The sequence below is a fragment of the Paenibacillus sp. sgz302114 genome (assembly GCF_056120345.1).
This window is the reverse complement of the sequence record NZ_JBVYOI010000004.1, coordinates 96,677-112,728: the sequence shown is the minus strand read 5'-3', so window position 1 is coordinate 112,728 and position 16,052 is coordinate 96,677. Positions and strand designations below refer to the sequence as shown.

At 49.9% G+C, this 16,052-nt stretch carries 15 protein-coding genes and 1 tRNA gene; 5 read left to right on the top strand and 11 right to left on the bottom strand.

Annotated elements, in window-relative coordinates; genetic code table 11:
* Window positions 1-6: 6 nt before the first annotated feature.
* Together AC0LWF_RS12545 and AC0LWF_RS12540 are read right to left on the bottom strand one after the other, a co-directional pair.
* Complete coding sequence (locus AC0LWF_RS12545) at window positions 7-819, bottom strand: ABC transporter permease (RefSeq protein ID WP_474651870.1); 813 nt, start codon at window positions 817-819, stop codon at window positions 7-9.
* A 7-nt stretch (window positions 820-826) separates the two neighbouring features.
* Window positions 827-1,624 carry an ABC transporter permease gene (locus AC0LWF_RS12540; protein WP_474651869.1) on the bottom strand — a complete coding sequence of 266 codons (798 nt, stop codon included), beginning with the start codon at window positions 1,622-1,624 and terminating at the stop codon, window positions 827-829.
* A gap of 253 nt (window positions 1,625-1,877) precedes the next feature.
* Between AC0LWF_RS12540 and AC0LWF_RS12535 the strand changes: the two genes are divergently transcribed.
* The 4 genes from AC0LWF_RS12535 to AC0LWF_RS12520 are packed head-to-tail and all read left to right on the top strand — an operon-like array spanning window position 1,878 to window position 6,843.
* Complete coding sequence (locus AC0LWF_RS12535; protein WP_474651868.1) at window positions 1,878-2,627, top strand: PIG-L deacetylase family protein; 750 nt, start codon at window positions 1,878-1,880, stop codon at window positions 2,625-2,627.
* A gap of 42 nt (window positions 2,628-2,669) precedes the next feature.
* Window positions 2,670-3,953: an MFS transporter gene (locus AC0LWF_RS12530; RefSeq protein ID WP_474651867.1), complete on the top strand. Its 1,284-nt coding sequence runs from the start codon at window positions 2,670-2,672 to the stop codon at window positions 3,951-3,953.
* A gap of 24 nt (window positions 3,954-3,977) precedes the next feature.
* A complete protein-coding gene (locus tag AC0LWF_RS12525; RefSeq protein ID WP_474651866.1) occupies window positions 3,978-6,041 on the top strand; it encodes an amylo-alpha-1,6-glucosidase in 2,064 nt (687 codons plus the stop codon).
* A 58-nt stretch (window positions 6,042-6,099) separates the two neighbouring features.
* On the top strand, window positions 6,100-6,843 hold the full coding sequence (locus AC0LWF_RS12520; protein ID WP_474651865.1) for an aminoglycoside 3'-phosphotransferase: 744 nt from the start codon (window positions 6,100-6,102) through the stop codon (window positions 6,841-6,843).
* Between the two features lie 52 nt (window positions 6,844-6,895).
* On the opposite strand, the gene AC0LWF_RS12515 is transcribed toward AC0LWF_RS12520, so the two are convergent.
* Together AC0LWF_RS12515 and AC0LWF_RS12510 are read right to left on the bottom strand one after the other, a co-directional pair.
* Entirely contained in the window at window positions 6,896-8,398 is a 1,503-nt protein-coding gene (locus AC0LWF_RS12515) for a malate:quinone oxidoreductase (RefSeq protein ID WP_474651864.1), read from the bottom strand.
* 349 nt (window positions 8,399-8,747) lie between these two features.
* Window positions 8,748-9,926, bottom strand: coding sequence for a class I SAM-dependent methyltransferase (locus AC0LWF_RS12510; RefSeq protein ID WP_474651863.1), 1,179 nt, complete (start codon window positions 9,924-9,926; stop codon window positions 8,748-8,750).
* Window positions 9,927-10,069: 143 nt separating this feature from the next.
* Here AC0LWF_RS12510 and AC0LWF_RS12505 point away from each other — a divergent pair.
* Window positions 10,070-10,146: transfer RNA gene (locus AC0LWF_RS12505), tRNA-Asp, on the top strand.
* A gap of 85 nt (window positions 10,147-10,231) precedes the next feature.
* Here the strand turns inward: AC0LWF_RS12505 and AC0LWF_RS12500 are convergent.
* From AC0LWF_RS12500 to thiM, 7 genes are all read right to left on the bottom strand, one after another.
* Window positions 10,232-10,843 carry a TetR/AcrR family transcriptional regulator gene (locus AC0LWF_RS12500; protein WP_474651862.1) on the bottom strand — a complete coding sequence of 204 codons (612 nt, stop codon included), beginning with the start codon at window positions 10,841-10,843 and terminating at the stop codon, window positions 10,232-10,234.
* 260 nt (window positions 10,844-11,103) lie between these two features.
* On the bottom strand, window positions 11,104-11,322 hold the full coding sequence (locus AC0LWF_RS12495) for a hypothetical protein (RefSeq protein ID WP_474651861.1): 219 nt from the start codon (window positions 11,320-11,322) through the stop codon (window positions 11,104-11,106).
* A gap of 175 nt (window positions 11,323-11,497) precedes the next feature.
* Window positions 11,498-12,268 (bottom strand): sugar phosphate isomerase/epimerase family protein, encoded by a 771-nt coding sequence (locus AC0LWF_RS12490; RefSeq protein ID WP_474651860.1) that lies wholly within the window; start codon window positions 12,266-12,268, stop codon window positions 11,498-11,500.
* Window positions 12,269-12,284: 16 nt separating this feature from the next.
* Window positions 12,285-13,334: a Gfo/Idh/MocA family protein gene (locus AC0LWF_RS12485; protein WP_474651859.1), complete on the bottom strand. Its 1,050-nt coding sequence runs from the start codon at window positions 13,332-13,334 to the stop codon at window positions 12,285-12,287.
* A 296-nt stretch (window positions 13,335-13,630) separates the two neighbouring features.
* Window positions 13,631-14,302 (bottom strand): thiamine phosphate synthase, encoded by a 672-nt coding sequence (thiE, locus tag AC0LWF_RS12480; protein WP_474651858.1) that lies wholly within the window; start codon window positions 14,300-14,302, stop codon window positions 13,631-13,633.
* Window positions 14,299-15,111 (bottom strand): bifunctional hydroxymethylpyrimidine kinase/phosphomethylpyrimidine kinase, encoded by an 813-nt coding sequence (thiD, locus tag AC0LWF_RS12475; protein WP_474651857.1) that lies wholly within the window; start codon window positions 15,109-15,111, stop codon window positions 14,299-14,301. Before thiD ends, thiE begins: the two co-directional genes overlap by 4 nt.
* Complete coding sequence (gene thiM, locus AC0LWF_RS12470; protein WP_474651856.1) at window positions 15,108-15,920, bottom strand: hydroxyethylthiazole kinase; 813 nt, start codon at window positions 15,918-15,920, stop codon at window positions 15,108-15,110. The genes thiD and thiM overlap by 4 nt, the downstream gene beginning before the upstream one ends.
* Between the last annotated feature and the right edge of the window lie 132 nt (window positions 15,921-16,052).

Below are 16,052 nucleotides of genomic sequence, written 5' to 3'. Positions count from 1 at the left end.
TCCCGCTTATGAACCTGCACTTTCGTAATTTTTAAGTCCGAACTTAAACATCCGTTGAGATAACCAGAAACAGAGAATGCCAATAATCGGCGTCCATAGCGCGATGCGCACGGGCAGTCCGAACTCTCCTGCTTTCCCAAGAAACTCAATCGCGGGATAGAACGTAATGAACCCGATCGGAATAAGAAAGGTGAACAATAGCTGGATCAAATTCGGGAAAATACTCAGCGGGTACATCGTTCCTCTCTCCAGCATCGAGAGCGCGAAGCCTACCATAGATGCGTTCCTCTTCGTCCAGAACGCGATCGTACCGAGTGTGATGAACAACGCTGCGCGGATGAGAACGCCGCCGATAATAACGAGGATGATTTTGATAATATTCATAATCGTCCACTCGAAGCCAACAAGATGGCAGCCATACGCAAAGATCAGAACGCCAGGAATGAGGTCAATAAGTCCAATAAAGTTGAAATAGCTTGCGATGAGCTGGAAGAACACGTTCATCGGCCTAAGCAGCAGCCGGTCGAAGGCACCGTCTATGACCATACCGTCCATATGCCATGTATTGATAAACAATACGACATTGATGCCGTGACTCAGCAATCCCAGTCCATAGATGAAAGCTAGCTCTGGAAAATCCCATCCATTAAGCGGCTGGAACCTGTCGACGATAATCTTCAGCACCCAGATGCCCGAGAAATATTGGATCGGAATCATGAGCAGCCAACTGAACAGAAACAGCGGATATTCGAGCTGTCGCTGAATCGCAAGCCGGGCGAAGCAAGTTGCAACCGAATAATAGTGACGGAACGTCGCCATCTTATCGTCACCCTCCTTGGATTAATGTTTTGGATTTGGTTTGGCGCCAGAAGAGCGCGAGTAAGACAAATAGAATTGCGATCCATACTCCTTGAATCGCCATAGCTCGCAATGCTTCCACCGTTCCGGTAGCGCCGATATAGATGCCAAGCGGTGTTTGATACGTGTATTGAAACGGCAAGTACGCGGATATCGTTTGAACAGATTGCGGGAAGAGCCAGAGAGGAACAAGACTGCCGGAGAGGATGCGTACGATGGCGTCTTTGACATTCCCCATGTTGCCAAGCTCCATCACCCAGAACGCGACCAAGCCGACAAGCGCGCTCAGAAGCCAGAGTATGGCATAGCTTAACAGACAGCTTGGGATGAACAACAGCATGCCTGCCACAGTTGACGGCAGTGGCATGCCGAACAATAGAGATGCCACTAGAAACAGAGGCAGCACCTTATTCAATAAGGAGCTCAGCATTGCCCCGATGTCTTCTGCGAGATAACAGGCTAGCAATGGGACAGGCCGATAGAAATCCGTGACGATTTTGCCCTCGCGAATCTTGTAATAGATGGTGTCCTGAACGTCCGTGACGAACAGGGACGCCAGTAAAATCGAGACGATGGTGTACGTAACCAGGTCGTGCAGCGTCATTCCGGCGCTACCTCCTGAACCTCCACTGTAGGCAGCTTTCCATAGGAAGACGGACGCCACCATAAGAATGAGGTTCGTGCCGACAGAAGCGAAAACTTCAAACCGATAAGCGAGTCCAGTTAACACTCTTAGCTTCGTCATATACCAATACGCTTGAAACATAGATGCCCCCTCTTCTCTATCTCTATTGTAAACGCAATCAATTCACCATATATTACCACTATTTTTTGGATGTTGTCATTGCATTTGATGAAAAAAAAGAAGCCGCCATTGGGCAACTTCTATTATAATCGTTCTGGTAGTTAATCCTGTTAATTCTTGGAACTTGCATAAAAAACGGCAGCACTCTCCTAAAAAATCACATGTTGGTTCGCGTCAGATTATGTTAAAATGTGTCGTATTGGAGGTTATAACAATGGATATTAGACAGTTACTAGGCTTACCCGGCTTACTGGACGTCAAGAAAATCATCTGCGTTCAGCCGCATCCCGATGATAACGAGGTTGGCGCCGCAGGCACGCTGCGCGAACTTGCGCTGCGAGGTTGTGAAATCGTTTACATCACCGTCACGGACGGAAGCGCAAGCGGCTCGACAGGAGCCGCCACCACTGAAGAGATTGTCCGCATTCGAGAGTACGAGAAGCAAGCGGCTGGCCAATTGCTTGGTGTATCGAAGCAGCTTGATCTCGGTTTCCACGATATGGGCGACTACTCCGAAGACGATCTTCTGAAGCAGCTGATCCCCATTATTCGCGCAGAGAAACCGGACATGCTGATGACCGTTGATCCGTGGATGGCGTACGAAGCCCATCCGGATCATATCAAGACAGGCAAAGCTGTCGCAACAGCGATGCTGTTCGCAGCGAACAAGGTTCGCTTCCCTGAGGGCGAGCCGCATACGGTCCCGCAAATCGCTTTCTATGCGACCTCGCATCCGAATACGTTTTTCGACATCACTACGCATTGGGAGACCAAGCTCGCTTCGATTCTTGCTCACGAGAGCCAGTTCGATAATGAGGAATGGCCGATGCTCCGTATGTATTTCGAGTATCAAGCTTCGCAGCTCCACAGCAAGCTGAACTTGGAGCAAGCGGGTTTCGCGGAAGCGTTCAAGGTGCTCGCGACCCAGCAGCTGCACTTCTTCCCGTCAGCTTTATACAGCTAAATTCGAACCAGTCATCCACCTTACCTAGGAGGCATTTCAGCTATGGCATCCACGTCCAAGAAGATAGCTTACTCACTGAACCAGATTGGACTAAGCGTCCTGTGGCAAGCGTTCAGCGCTGTCGCCGTCTATTACTATGTAGACGTACTCCATGTCTCCGGCACTTCCATTTCTATCGGCATGATCGTCTACGGGATCTTGAACGCGCTCTTCAATCTACTGGCAGGCCATGTCAGCGACCGTACGCGCAGCCGCTTCGGCAGACGGATTCCATATATCTTGTTTGGCAGTCTCCCGTTCGGCATCGTCTTCTACTTCCTCTTCAGTCCGCCAGCGGTTAATACGACGATGCTGCTTGTCTATTTCTTTGCGATTACGTTAATCTTTGATCTGCTCTACTCCTTTATCGGTCTTAACACAGGGGCATTGTTCCCAGAAATGTATCAGTCGAAGAAAGACCGCTATCAAGTATCCGCCTATCAGCAAATATTCAGCATTATTGGCATGATCTTCGGTATTGCGCTTGCCAAATCGCTCGGATTATCGCTCGGCTGGAGCTTAACCGCAGGTATATTTGCCTTGATCGGTATTATTACACTCTATGCTTCACTCTACGGTTCCTTCGAGAATCCGGCGTACTCCGAGAATCCGCTCCGGTTCAAGGAAGCTGCCATCACCACGCTCAAAAATAAACTATTTACATCCTACGTTGTTGCCAATTTGCTCATCCAGCTAACAACGACGATGTTCGTCTCATTGACTGCTTTCTATACGAAGTATGTCGTGGAGCTGACAGCAACGCAGAACTCGATTTTCCTAGGAGCTGTCTTCATTGTTGCCATCCCGATGTCGTTCATCTGGGCGAAGAGCGGCCTACGTATCGCAACCGTGAAAGCGGCAATTCTCTCTTCCGTTCTGTACGCCATCATCTCACTCGGCTTTCTATTCGCGCATTCACCGTCAGCCGTTATCGTCATTGGCGCGCTTCTAGGCATTCCGGTCTCCGGCTTCATGTTATCTCTGCACGTCTTGATCTCGGACGTTATTGACTATGACGCAGAGCGCTCGGGACGTCGCCGCGAAGGGATGTATTACGGCATCAACGGCTTCATCATCCGTATCGGCATGTCGATTCAATACGCTATTATGGGCATCTTCTTCGCGACTAGCGGCTTCGACGAGAACGCCGCATCGCAGCCGGACAGCGCGATTAACGGCTTCCGCTTCTTGATCGGGGGCTTGCCGTTTATTATTTTGCTCATCACGGTATGGTATTTGCGTCAATACAGCAGACGAGAGAAGCAGCTGCGTGGTACGAATCTATAGAATAGAAAGGCGGTTGGTCATCCGATGAAGCATATGCCTATGTGGGGCGGCACTCGTTCAGAAGGAGATAGCTGCGCCCCTGTTATGTACGACATTGCGAACAATCGACTGATGGCGCAGTTCGACGGTGTCGGCGGTGTGCACCGCTATTCGGTCGCAGGCAGGTGGAAGGTGCTGAAGGATGGTTCCTGGTATACCGGATGGACTGTCAATGGCGAGCCTGCGCCACTCTCGCAGCGCAAAGTGGTAACATGCTTCGGGAAGAAGCAGCGCATCGAATATGAGGATCACGCCGAAGTCCGAGTTGCGGCGGAGCTGTTCAGCCACCCGAGCGATAATGCCCTATTCGCGGTCTATGAATTTCATAATGAGCAGGCAGCGTCAGTCCAGATCGACCTGCATTTCGGCTTCGAGATTGACACAGCCTCCTATCATTTGGAGAAGCTGCGCACAGAAGGCCATACAGCATCGCTGACACCTGAACTTGACGTTTCTGAGGAGCGCCTTTTCACCTACTCGCTCGCTGAGGATTACACCGTCTACTTGGCTGCAAAAGATCAATTGACCAGCTTCGAGCATGAAGACAACCGGTTCCAGCTGCGTGTTTGTTTAACTATAGAACCTGGCGAGAAGAAGCGATTCGTCTGGCTGCTTAGCGGAGCATGCGGTAACTATTCCCGTGAACGCGCGGAAGCCGATATTGCGGATTGTCAGCGCCATGCAACAACCATTGACGAGGAGAATCAATGGCTTCGCGAGACATTCGAGTCGAACGACACGGAGCTGAATGCATTGTACGGTTATTGCCTGAGCGCCTCTCTCTCCTCGTACAAGGACTTAGGCGAGAGCTTCAAGGGCTATTTTGCCGGCATCGACTATCAAAGTCCGCCAAGAACGTATTTCCGTGACGGTTATTGGACGCTGGTCGCTAGCCTGCCCTACCGTCCCGAATGGGTGCGCGGACAAATTGTTACCCTTGCTCACGGCATCGGCGCAGATGGACAATGCCCTAGCGCGGTCATCTACAATCAGGATAGCGGCAAGTATGAACCTTTCTGGCCGGATCACTTTGACTCGCCATCGTTCTTTGCGCTTATCGTGCATGATTACTTAAGCTGGACGAACGATTTCGCCGTGCTCTCGGAGCTAGTGAACGGCCGCACCGTCAAGGCGCACATGGAGCAAGCGATTGCGTATCTGAGCAACCGGACATCCGCGGAATATCCGGGGCTTGCGCTGAAGCCTGACCATCGTCGCGACTGGGTGGATAATGTGTATCGCGAAGGCTACGTTACCTATGATCTGGCATTGTATTGCCGGGCGTTGTATGCAGCATCTGCGGTGTGCAGAGCTTCTGGTGATGAGGCTGGTGCAGAGCGATTCGTTGCGGTATACGAGGCAGCGAGCAACAGTCTGAGGAAGCTGCTCGATGAGCACGGTTACTTCAACTACATAAACACAAGCGGCTACGTTGAAGCAAATACGTCGATTGAATTGGCCCTTCTCCCCTTGTTCGACCTCGTCTCGGCGGATGAAACTGCAGCAATCATGCAGCTTCTCGCTACAAAGCTGGAGACGCGAAACAATAACGAACAGCAGTACGGAGACTGGGGCGTCATGACCGTCTTCCCGTTCTACCTTGCAGTCCATCACCAGGTCGAGAAAAGCATGGCTCCTTATCGTTATCATAACGGCAGCGATTGGCCCTATTTGGACGGAATTTATGCGCTTGCGAAGCTGCGCAACAGCGATGATGGCTGGCGTTACCCGCTCACTCGTTGGTTCCAAGTCTCGCTCGATAATGGCTGGCTAACGCCTGTTGAATATTATGGACCTGTCTACGGCAAAGGGTCTAACCTGCAAGGTTGGAGCGCCATGCCCGCTGCAGCGATGCTGATGGGAGGCATCGGCTTCATGCCTAACCTGGAGGAGCAGAAGGTTAAGCTCTCCCTCCCGCCTTGGGGAGACTGCACTTTCAAGCATATCCAGTATCGCGGCCACCGGTATACGCTAGCCGTTACAGACGGCTTGTGGCAAGTCACGTGTGAGGACGATCCGGCGCACGAGCACCCTTTCATAACGGAGTAATAGAACGACCGCACTCTCAGATTGAGAATGCGGTCGTTTCACGGGAATGGAGGAACTAATGATGAAAATAACAGCAATTTCATTCCAGATCGAATCCGTACCGCTTGCCATGCAGCCGTATTTAGAAGGAGCTTCCTTCTATGACAGCAGCTGCTCAGAGGATGCCAGAACTTATTTTATAGAGAAAATGGATTCGAACCATGCCTTCCTCAAGGTCAACCGACGAGGAGTGCTAGAACGAGAAGCAGCCATGACCTCATTCATTCATGACCATCAGCTAGCTCCCAAGGTGATCGCGTACCATTCGGATGAGCAGCATGACTACCTGCTGACAGAAGCAATCAGCGGCGACGACGGAACCGAGCAGCATCATCTGAATGATCCGCACCGGTTGGCGACGGTATTCGGTCATTATTTGCGCAAGCTCCATTCGCTCAAGGTGGATGGCTGCCCTTATTCGAATAAGACGGAAGAATTCTTATCCGTCGCAAGGAGCAAAGACAAAGATTTATCTGCGCTCGATACGATCAAGTACATTCCATCCGACGATACCCTTACGCATGGAGACTACTGTCTCCCTAACATCATAATGAAAAACTTCGAGCTGCAAAGCTTCATTGATCTTGGTGATGGCGGAATCGGAGACAGGCATCATGATCTGTATTGGGGTCTTTGGACCTTGCATTATAATTTGAAGACCGACCAATATGATGAGCTATTCTTGGACGCTTATGGAAGAGATCAAATTCACGACAACGGTATTGCGTATTTCGCGAAGCTCATGGAGCTAATGGAATGGTAGCATTGAGAAAGCCCTCGTCCTTTGTTAAGGGACGAGGGCTTTGCTATCTATATTACTCTACTGTTTCCAATTCACGGTTTAGTCCGAGCAATTCCGATGTTGAGGAATGAATCTCATTGATGAGCTCTGGATTTTTCGCTAGAGACACTCCATAGGAAGGAATCATTTCTTTGATCTTCGGCTCCCATGCTTTCATCTCTTGCGGGAAGCATCTGTTCAGAACTTCAAGCATAACAGAAACAGCGGTTGAAGCGCCTGGCGATGCGCCGAGCAGTGCAGCGATCGTACCATCTGCGTCAGTGACAACTTCTGTACCGAATTGAAGCGTACCCTTGCCACCGGCTTCTGTATCCTTAATAACTTGAACGCGCTGGCCAGCTACGAGAAGATCCCAATCTTCGCTCTTCGCGGTCGGGATGAAACTTCGAAGGTCATCCATACGCTTTTCTTTGGAAAGCATAACTTGCTGAATCAGATACTTCGTGAGCGACATACTCTTCGCGCCGGCTGCCATCATGGTAACGACGTTGCTAGGTTTCACCGAAGTGATCAAATCGAACATGGAGCCGGTCTTAAGGAACTTCGGCGAGAAGCCTGCGAACGGACCGAAGAGCAGCGACTTCTTGCCATCAATGAAGCGTGTATCCAAATGCGGCACGGACATCGGCGGAGCACCAAGCGGCGCCTTGCCGTATACTTTCGCATGATGCTGCTCAACCACTTCCGGATTCGTACAGACCATGAATAGTCCGCTTACCGGGAAGCCGCCGATCCCTTTGCCTTCTGGGATGCCGGATTTCTGAAGCAGATGCAAGCTTCCGCCGCCGCTGCCGATGAAGACGAACTTCGCCGTGTGGCGTTCTACCGCCCCAGTACCCATGTTGCGAACTTTCAAATCCCACTCGCCATCACGCGTACGTTTCATATTATTCACAATGTGGTTGTAATTTATTTCAACATCTTTCTTCTTCAAAGCCTCGAACATAACACGTGTCAGAGCGCCGAAGTTTACGTCTGTTCCTGTATCGATGCGGGTTGCCGCGATCGGTTCATTCGAATCGCGATCTTCCATAATAAGCGGGATCCATTCAGCAAGCTTCTTCGGATCTTCCGAGTATTCCATGCCTTGGAACAGCGGATTGCTGGACATCGCTTCGAAACGCTTCTTCAGGAAGTTAACGTTCTTCGTCCCTTGGCACAAGCTCATATGCGGTATCGGCATAATAAACTCTTCCGGATTGCTAATCAGATTCTGCTTAATCAGATAAGACCAGAACTGTCTAGATACTTGGAACTGCTCATTAATCTTGATCGCTTTCGTAATATCGACGGAGCCGTCCGGCTTCTCGTCTGTATAGTTCAATTCGCACAAAGCCGCATGACCGGTGCCCGCGTTATTCCATTCGTTGGAGCTTTCCTCGCCTGCGCTCGCAAGCTTCTCGAACACTTTAATTTCCCATTCTGGTTTCAGTTCTTTCAGCAGCGCCCCCAAGGTCGCGCTCATAATTCCTGCACCAATCAAGATAACGTCTGTTTTCGATTGTCTGTTACTCATTTCTACCTTCCTTACATGCTAATATTTTGAAGAAAAGAAGTAGGCGCGTTACGAAAATTGCCCAAGCTGATCAACTAGCTGTGCCTGCAGCCGTACTTTTCTCGGTTCATAACCAGTCGTTCGTCGGTCAGCGCTATTAATTACATACTATTATATGATAGTTAGTTGTGATTTAAAAGTCGGTAAATTTCTGTGACCGTATCCTTTAGCTGTTAACACGTGAGATGCTGCCCAATTCATCCGAAGTTTAACACAATTGACATGAAAAATAGCACAAGCGTCCGTCACATTCACGCCGAAGTACTTCATCCAACAGAGGTCGACAATACGAAAAAGCAGTGACCAGCGGTCACTGCTTCATACGATCTCGGACTGCTTTGACAGACCTTGTGTTATTTGCTTTTGGCGCACTGTTCGAATGCTTCCTTAGTGGCGGCTCAGCTTTCTTCTTGCTCCCCACCTTGCTTGGCAGCGTCAGTTGTTTATAGCTCGGTTTGGATTGTGTTGGATTCGCTTTTTTAACAACCGTTTTCTTGATGCCCGTTCTTTTGGTATCCCCTTTTTCAATATCTGTCTTCTTGGCTTCGGTCACCTTAGTATCCCGCTGATTTGCTTCCGCATTCTGTAGATCTGCATTCGGTAACTCAGCTTTCTTGGCATCTGCATTCTTTTCATCCGTTATTCCAGCATCTGCATTCTCAACTGCTGTCTTTTGGATTTCCTTATATTTGTCATCCGTTTTCTTAGTAACAGTCTTCTTCAAAGTAGTTTGCTTGTCATTGGCTTTCTTACTAGCTGTTTTCTTCTTGCTCTTCTGCTGGCGGATGATCGGCTGCATATGATCCAGATAGAAAAGCCGTTCTTTATTCTCCTTCGCCGCGCTTGTATCTCTAAGCTCTGTAATCGAATCCGGCTCTTCGAATTTCTCTGTATCTTTTATTTGCTGTAGCTCCGCTTCTGTAATCGGCTGCTTCACAACGAGCAGATGCATCATCATCTGATTCGCCACATTAAGCTGCGATTGACGAAGCAGCGACAGCTCCTGCTGATCGAAGCCGCTATTATATGCTGGAAAATAAAAAAACTCCATTCGCATCAGGCGCAAATCTATGATCGGCTGCTCATTCTCCAATTCAATCTCAGGTGCGGACCACGACGTATTTTGTGAAATGATATACTCATCCTGGCTCAATATACGATCAGGACTTGTTGTCCAATAGCGATGCGAATGCTCATTGAATAACTGCTTAAATTGCGGGTTTACCATATGAGAGCTGACGTGCGCATAGGGAACGACCATACAGATTATCGCTTTGTGACGACATACGCGGTACAGCTCTTTCATCACGTCCATCAAGTTATCTGCATACTCCAAGCTATGCGAGGCCATGACGAAAGAAACGGAATGATCCTTCAGCGGCAGCCGTTCATTATAATCATGCACAAGATCGACCCCCGGATACGCAATCTTGTCGATTCCGTAACAGTCGTGGAATTTATGGGCTCCGCAGCCCAAATCGATTCTCATGCCAATTCCTTCTTTCTCATTCCTGTTTCTATTAAGCTATTCACCTCGCAATCTAGCGGACTATGTGTTTGTTCGCTAGCATTGACCTATCTTCGTATTCGTGGTACTATTCACCTTGTGCTTTAGAGCGTCTTATGAAATGCGGAGCCGTGGTGTAGTGGCCCAACATGCCTGCCTGTCACGCAGGAGACCGCGGGTTCGAATCCCGTCGGCTCCGCCATTCCTATTCAGATCTGACAGATCCGAACCCATATGAACGTACGCCAAAGAGCAGCGCTGCTGCTCTTTTTTTATGTCTTTTCTCACTACTCTTGTGCCTGTTGATCGATAAACTGATGCGTTCGCAGCAATGTGAACTGCCTCGCCAGATAGGTAGGCGAATACGGCATATCATGCCTAATCCAAGATACGATGGTGCCAATTAAGGCAGAGGAGCCGTACCAGATGGCGATATCTTTCTGAATGCCCGCCTTCGCGATGGAAGAATCCGGCCCTTCCTGATCCACTCTAGCTGCTACCGATTCAGATAACATTTTCAGCAATCGCTCCGTAAAGATCGGCATTCGCCTCGTACCCAATACCACTTTGTAAAACTTCTTATTCGCCGCAATATGCTCGAGCAAGCTGATGAACTTATGTGAATCCGCATCCTCTGCTCTCTGCTTTCCTATCATCGATTTATCGATCACTTCTCTAATCTCTTCAATCATATCGTCCGCTATCTTCTCGAGCATATCGGGAATGTCGCGGTAATGCAGATAGAATGTGACACGATTAATGGTCGCCTTCTCTGCGATTTTGTTGACCGATATTTTCTCGATCTCCAGTTCCTGCAGCAGGTCGATTAGCGCATCCTTGAGGAGCTGGCGTGTCCGTATGATTCGCGGATCTGTCCGTGGCTTCGTAGGCTCAGTCATAACCAATTCCTTTCTTCGTCTTGGAACTCTTTTAACTATCGTCACAAACAGGCTACAATCTAATTCATATATTGTTTATTATCATGCACAATGTAAATTAAATCTATTACATATTGAAGGAGATGGAGCAAGCTGACTACTTCTAATGGCGTAACACAATGAAGGGCTGTCCCTGATGTCATCGCTGATGACAATGGGATAGCCCTTTTCTCTTCATAATGAACTAGCATATACGCTAAATAGGAATGCCAAAACATACCTTACATTTCGAGTTCATCGCTAATCACCACAATAGTAGGTCTGTCATTGAAGCTATTCAAGATCATCCAAATACTACAGAAAAGCATCACGGATCCTGCCTCTGCCAAGATGATTTTGACGTAGATCGGATCGCCCATGGCAAGCGTCCATATATACATCCCGATTCCGAGCGCGAAGAGCCCCAGCGTTCTTGCGAATCTCCATTTGAACAGGTTCACAGCTAACGCCCCCTCTCTGCAGTTCCATTGCATCTTGTATCATCAGCATAGCGGATGCATCTAAACGAAATGTAAACTAGGTATTAATTTTATCTTAACTGATAACGGGCAGGCACGGTGTGAAAAAATAAAAACCCGCCAAATTGCTGGCGGGTTTTTTGGGTAAAGCTGTTTCTTACGACAGCAAGCCCTTCTCTTTCAGATTCAAGTAACTCACGGTTGCCGTTTCTAAACCAGACAGATTGCGAAGCTGATCCTGCTCGACCGTCATCCACTCGACACCACCGATTTCTTGTGCTGCTTCGATGGATTCTTTTATCTGTACGACACCGGTTCCCACTGCCGTCCATTTGCCAATCTCATCTGTACCGTAGACATCCTTCAAGTGAATCGCTGGCACACGGCCTGCCATCTTGCGGAGGATATGCGCCGGATCTGCGCCGCCAAGCGTAATCCAAGCAACATCGAGCCTAAAGTACAGATTGCGCGGATCGGTATGCTCCGCCAATATATCGAGCGCGTACAAACCATTGAATGTCTTCTGGAACTCATGCGCGTGGTTGTGGTAGCAGAAACGCAGCCCTTCCGCAGCGAAACGAGCGCCTGCTGCATCATACAGCTCAGCGTCGAGCAGCAGTTGATCACGTGACTCGGCAACCTCCCACCAGTAAGTTACATCTTTCGTTTGCAGCGCATGCGCTTCACGAATGACATTGTCCAGCAGCTTCTGATCGCGAAGCTGTTCCTTGTTCACGCTGTGCGTTGCGATTTGAAGTCCCAGTTCGTGGAACCGTGCAACGTTCGCCTTCACATCCCCATTCAGCAGCTCTGAGCCGCCTTCAATACCTTCATAGCCGATTGCAGCCACACGCTCCATCGTACCCCAGAAATCCTGCTTCGCTTCTTCATGAACAATACCGATTAATCCGAGTTTTGGTCTAGTCATCGTCAATTACACGCTCCTATTTGGCAAATTGGCCGTTCTCAAGCATCGTAATGAAAGGGCTGTCCGTTACATCGGCTAGCGGCAGCATGACTCGCGCATTCCGGCGTACCGACTCATATACTGCGAAAATAATCTCTGAGGCGCGAAGCGCTTTCCGATGCGAAGCTTCCGGCTCCTCACCAGTTTGCAGACTGTCTATCGTCTGGCTGACATACCCAATCATCTGATCAGACATGGAGGATAATTCCATCTCTGGTTTCCAGGACGGATCTGCATAGTTCACGCCCCTGACGATTTGGCCATCCCACATTACTTCGATGAATCCTTCTGAGCCGATTACGCGAACGCCTGCCCAGATCTTGGACACGTCGCCATCCGGTTCCCATGTATCGATGGCACCGGAGTAGAGGTTCGCTTGAACGCCATTGGCAAAAACAACCTGACCAGACGCGCCGCACTCAGACGGTACGTTGAACCAGTTGTAAATTTCAGTTGTATCAACAGCGCCGAGTGCCGATTTGGCCGATGTCTCGTTCATATAACTGATCGCTTGATCGAATGTATGAATACCGCAGTCCAATAAATTAGGCGGCGAATATAGATCCATGCGAATAACTTGACCGATACGGCCTTCCCCGATGAGTCGGCGTACCGTTTGGTTGCCTTTGGCAAAGCGGCGCTGCAACGAGAATGTCAGCTGGCAGCCCGTCTCTTCCGCGATGCGGCTCATCTCCTGGCATTCGCCCCAAGTAGCCGACATCGGCTTCTCGCAGAGGACAGCCTTCGCCCCTGCTTCTGCACAATCCCGGAATACGGGCAGATGAAGCGGTGTCCAGAGACAGATCAGAACGACGTCCGGCTTCTCCTTAGCAAGCATTTCCTTGTGATCTGTATAAATGTTAGCTTGGAATCCAAATTCCTTACTCAATGTTTCTGCAGATGCCGCTGAGATATCGGATAGGGCAACAACCTCAAGTCTGCTGTCGGCTTTAATGCCGATGGCGTGCTCATGTGCACGTTTCCCGCAGCCGATAAAAGCGACTCGATAGATAGACGAATTGCTCACTTCAATAATCCTCTCCTAAATAACTGGATTTATTGGAACCAATTGAAACGTTTCAACATCTCTATTAGAATACTCAATTATTATAGCGCTTTCAAGACGTGAATTGTGATTTGACAAAACTAGACAAACTACGAGAGAAAAACCCGCTGCACCAAACGGTGCAGCGGGTTCCTTCGTCTCAATCTGTGTTAATTGGCCTATGGTTTGATCCAGCTAGGTAGCTTCGCAAGAAGCAATTGAAGATATTGATACAAAAGCACGTTGGCCGCGCCTACTAGAATCGCATTCGATAGCCGCTAGTCCTCTCTTACAGATTGGACAGCTTGCCGCAGCTCTCGTGCAGCTCCAGTCGGATCCTCCGCATGTGAGATCGCGGTGATGAAGGAAACACCGTCCGCTCCAGCGCGGATGACCTGTCCCGCATTCGCAGCCGTTATGCCGCCGATGCCGACAATCGGAATTTGGATGCCTTGCTCTCGCATCTCAGCAAGCACCTGCAGCCCCGATGCCTCCTTGGCATCTTCCTTCGTTTGCGTCATAAACAATGGACCGACCCCAATATAATCAGCGCCAGACCGAATCGCAGCTTCCGCCTCTGCCACGTTATATGCCGATACACCGAGCAGCTTGCCGCCGATTCGCTGACGGACCGCTGCTGCGCCTTCGTCCTCCTGCCCGACATGTACGCCATCCGCGTCAATCGCAATGGCCAATTCCACGTCATCATTCACGATAAAAGGAATGCCATGCCGTCGGCACAGCTCACGCATCCGCGAGGCTATTTCCACCTTTGCCTCGCCTTTCAGCGCACCTGTTCCTTTTTCTCGGAATTGGAATAGCGTAATACCGCCTTCGATCGCTTCCTCCAGCACTTGCAGCGGATCTTTCAAACAATTGTTGCTGCCCATTATGAAATACACTTTAAGCGCCTCTCGGATCGCCGAATCGTGCCATGTAAGTTCACTCATCTGTTATTCCTTCTATCCCGGTAAGCCCAGTGATTCGTTGGACCATGCCCTTGCCCGAGATGCAGCGTATCTTCAATTGCCGCTTGGATGAATGCTTTGGCAACCGGTACAGCATCAAGAACCGATTGCCCCTTCGCCAGCTCCGCTGTGATTGCAGCTGCGAATGTGCAACCTGTCCCGTGCGTATGCCGCGTCGCCTTGCGCTCACTGCGGAATTCGTAGAAATCGCGGCCATCATAGAGCAGATCGACGATTTCATCTGCTTCGGCCGGATCATGCCCGCCTTTCATCACCACATTCTTCGCACCATAGGCTATTAGCTTCCTTGCAGCTTCCTTGCGGTCTTCCAGCGAGATAATCTGCATATCTGTTAGCAGCTCCGCCTCTGGAATATTCGGAGTCACCACATACGCAAGCGGCAGAAGCGATTGCTTCAAAGCGCGAATCGACTCTTTAAGCAGCAGCGCTGCACCACCCTTGGCAATCATAACGGGATCGACGACGACTTTATCCCATTTATACTGCTGCAGCTTCTCAGCTACGCAGACGATGATGTCGCTGGAGAAGAGCATACCTGTCTTCACGGCATCTGCACCGATATCTTCACCGATGGCATCAATCTGTTGCGCCACGGCCTCAGTCGACAGTGGATAAATTCCTTGTACACCAAGCGTATTCTGAGCTGTCACGGCTGTAATCGCCGACATGCCGAATGCGCGCAGCTCCTGAAACGTCTTGAGGTCGGCTTGAATGCCAGCGCCGCCCCCGCTGTCTGACCCTGCTATTGTAAGTGCGCGTGCAATTGTCATCCGTCAACTCGCTCCACTTGACCAAGACGTTCAATATCATCAGCCGATACGCGAGCCAATTGATTCAAGAACTCAATCTGGAAGCTGCCTGGCCCTTGCTCCGCCGTCTTCGCCGCTGCGAGCTCCGCTGCTACGCTATACATAACAAGCGCTGCGACTGCAGCCTTCGCGAAATCAGCTTCGACCGCTGCGAATGCGCCAATCACCGAAGTGAGCAAACAGCCCGTGCCGGTAACACGCGTTAAAATCGCGTCGCCGCCACGAACGACGTAAGCGGATGTGCGATCCGCGACTACATCTTCTTTGCCGGTTATAACGACAACGGAATTCAACTGCTCCGCCGCATGCTTCGCAAGCTCTAGCACATCGCCGTTTCCTTCACCTGCGTCCACGCCTTTAATGCTCCATTCACGACCCACCACATTAGCGATTTCTGCCGCATTACCGCGAACAATATCAACGCGTAGCGTACTCATCAGATCTCTTGCCGTCTGTGTACGGTAAGCTGTCGCGCCTGCGCCAACTGGATCAAACACAACAGGAACTCCGTGTGCATTGGCGGAAGCGCCAGCCAGCTTCATTGCCTCGATCTCCGTGTTGTTCAATGTGCCGATATTGAGCACGAGCGCGCCTGAGAATGAAGCAACGTCAGCGACTTCTTCCTTGGCGTAAGCCATAATTGGCGACGCTCCAACCGCGAGCAGCCCATTCGCTGTAAAATTCGTAACGACCACATTCGTAATATTGTGAACGAGCGGATTCACCTGCTTCATTTTCGACCAAATCTGTACCACTTCTTGATTATTCATCTGACCCACTTCTCCCTCACATGATATAGTTCAAGCATTAACATGCCTGAGCAACAAAAAACGCCCCGTCCGCAACAAATTAGTCGCAGGCAGAGCGCATTAATTAACGCATGCTTTAGCAGTACCCTACCT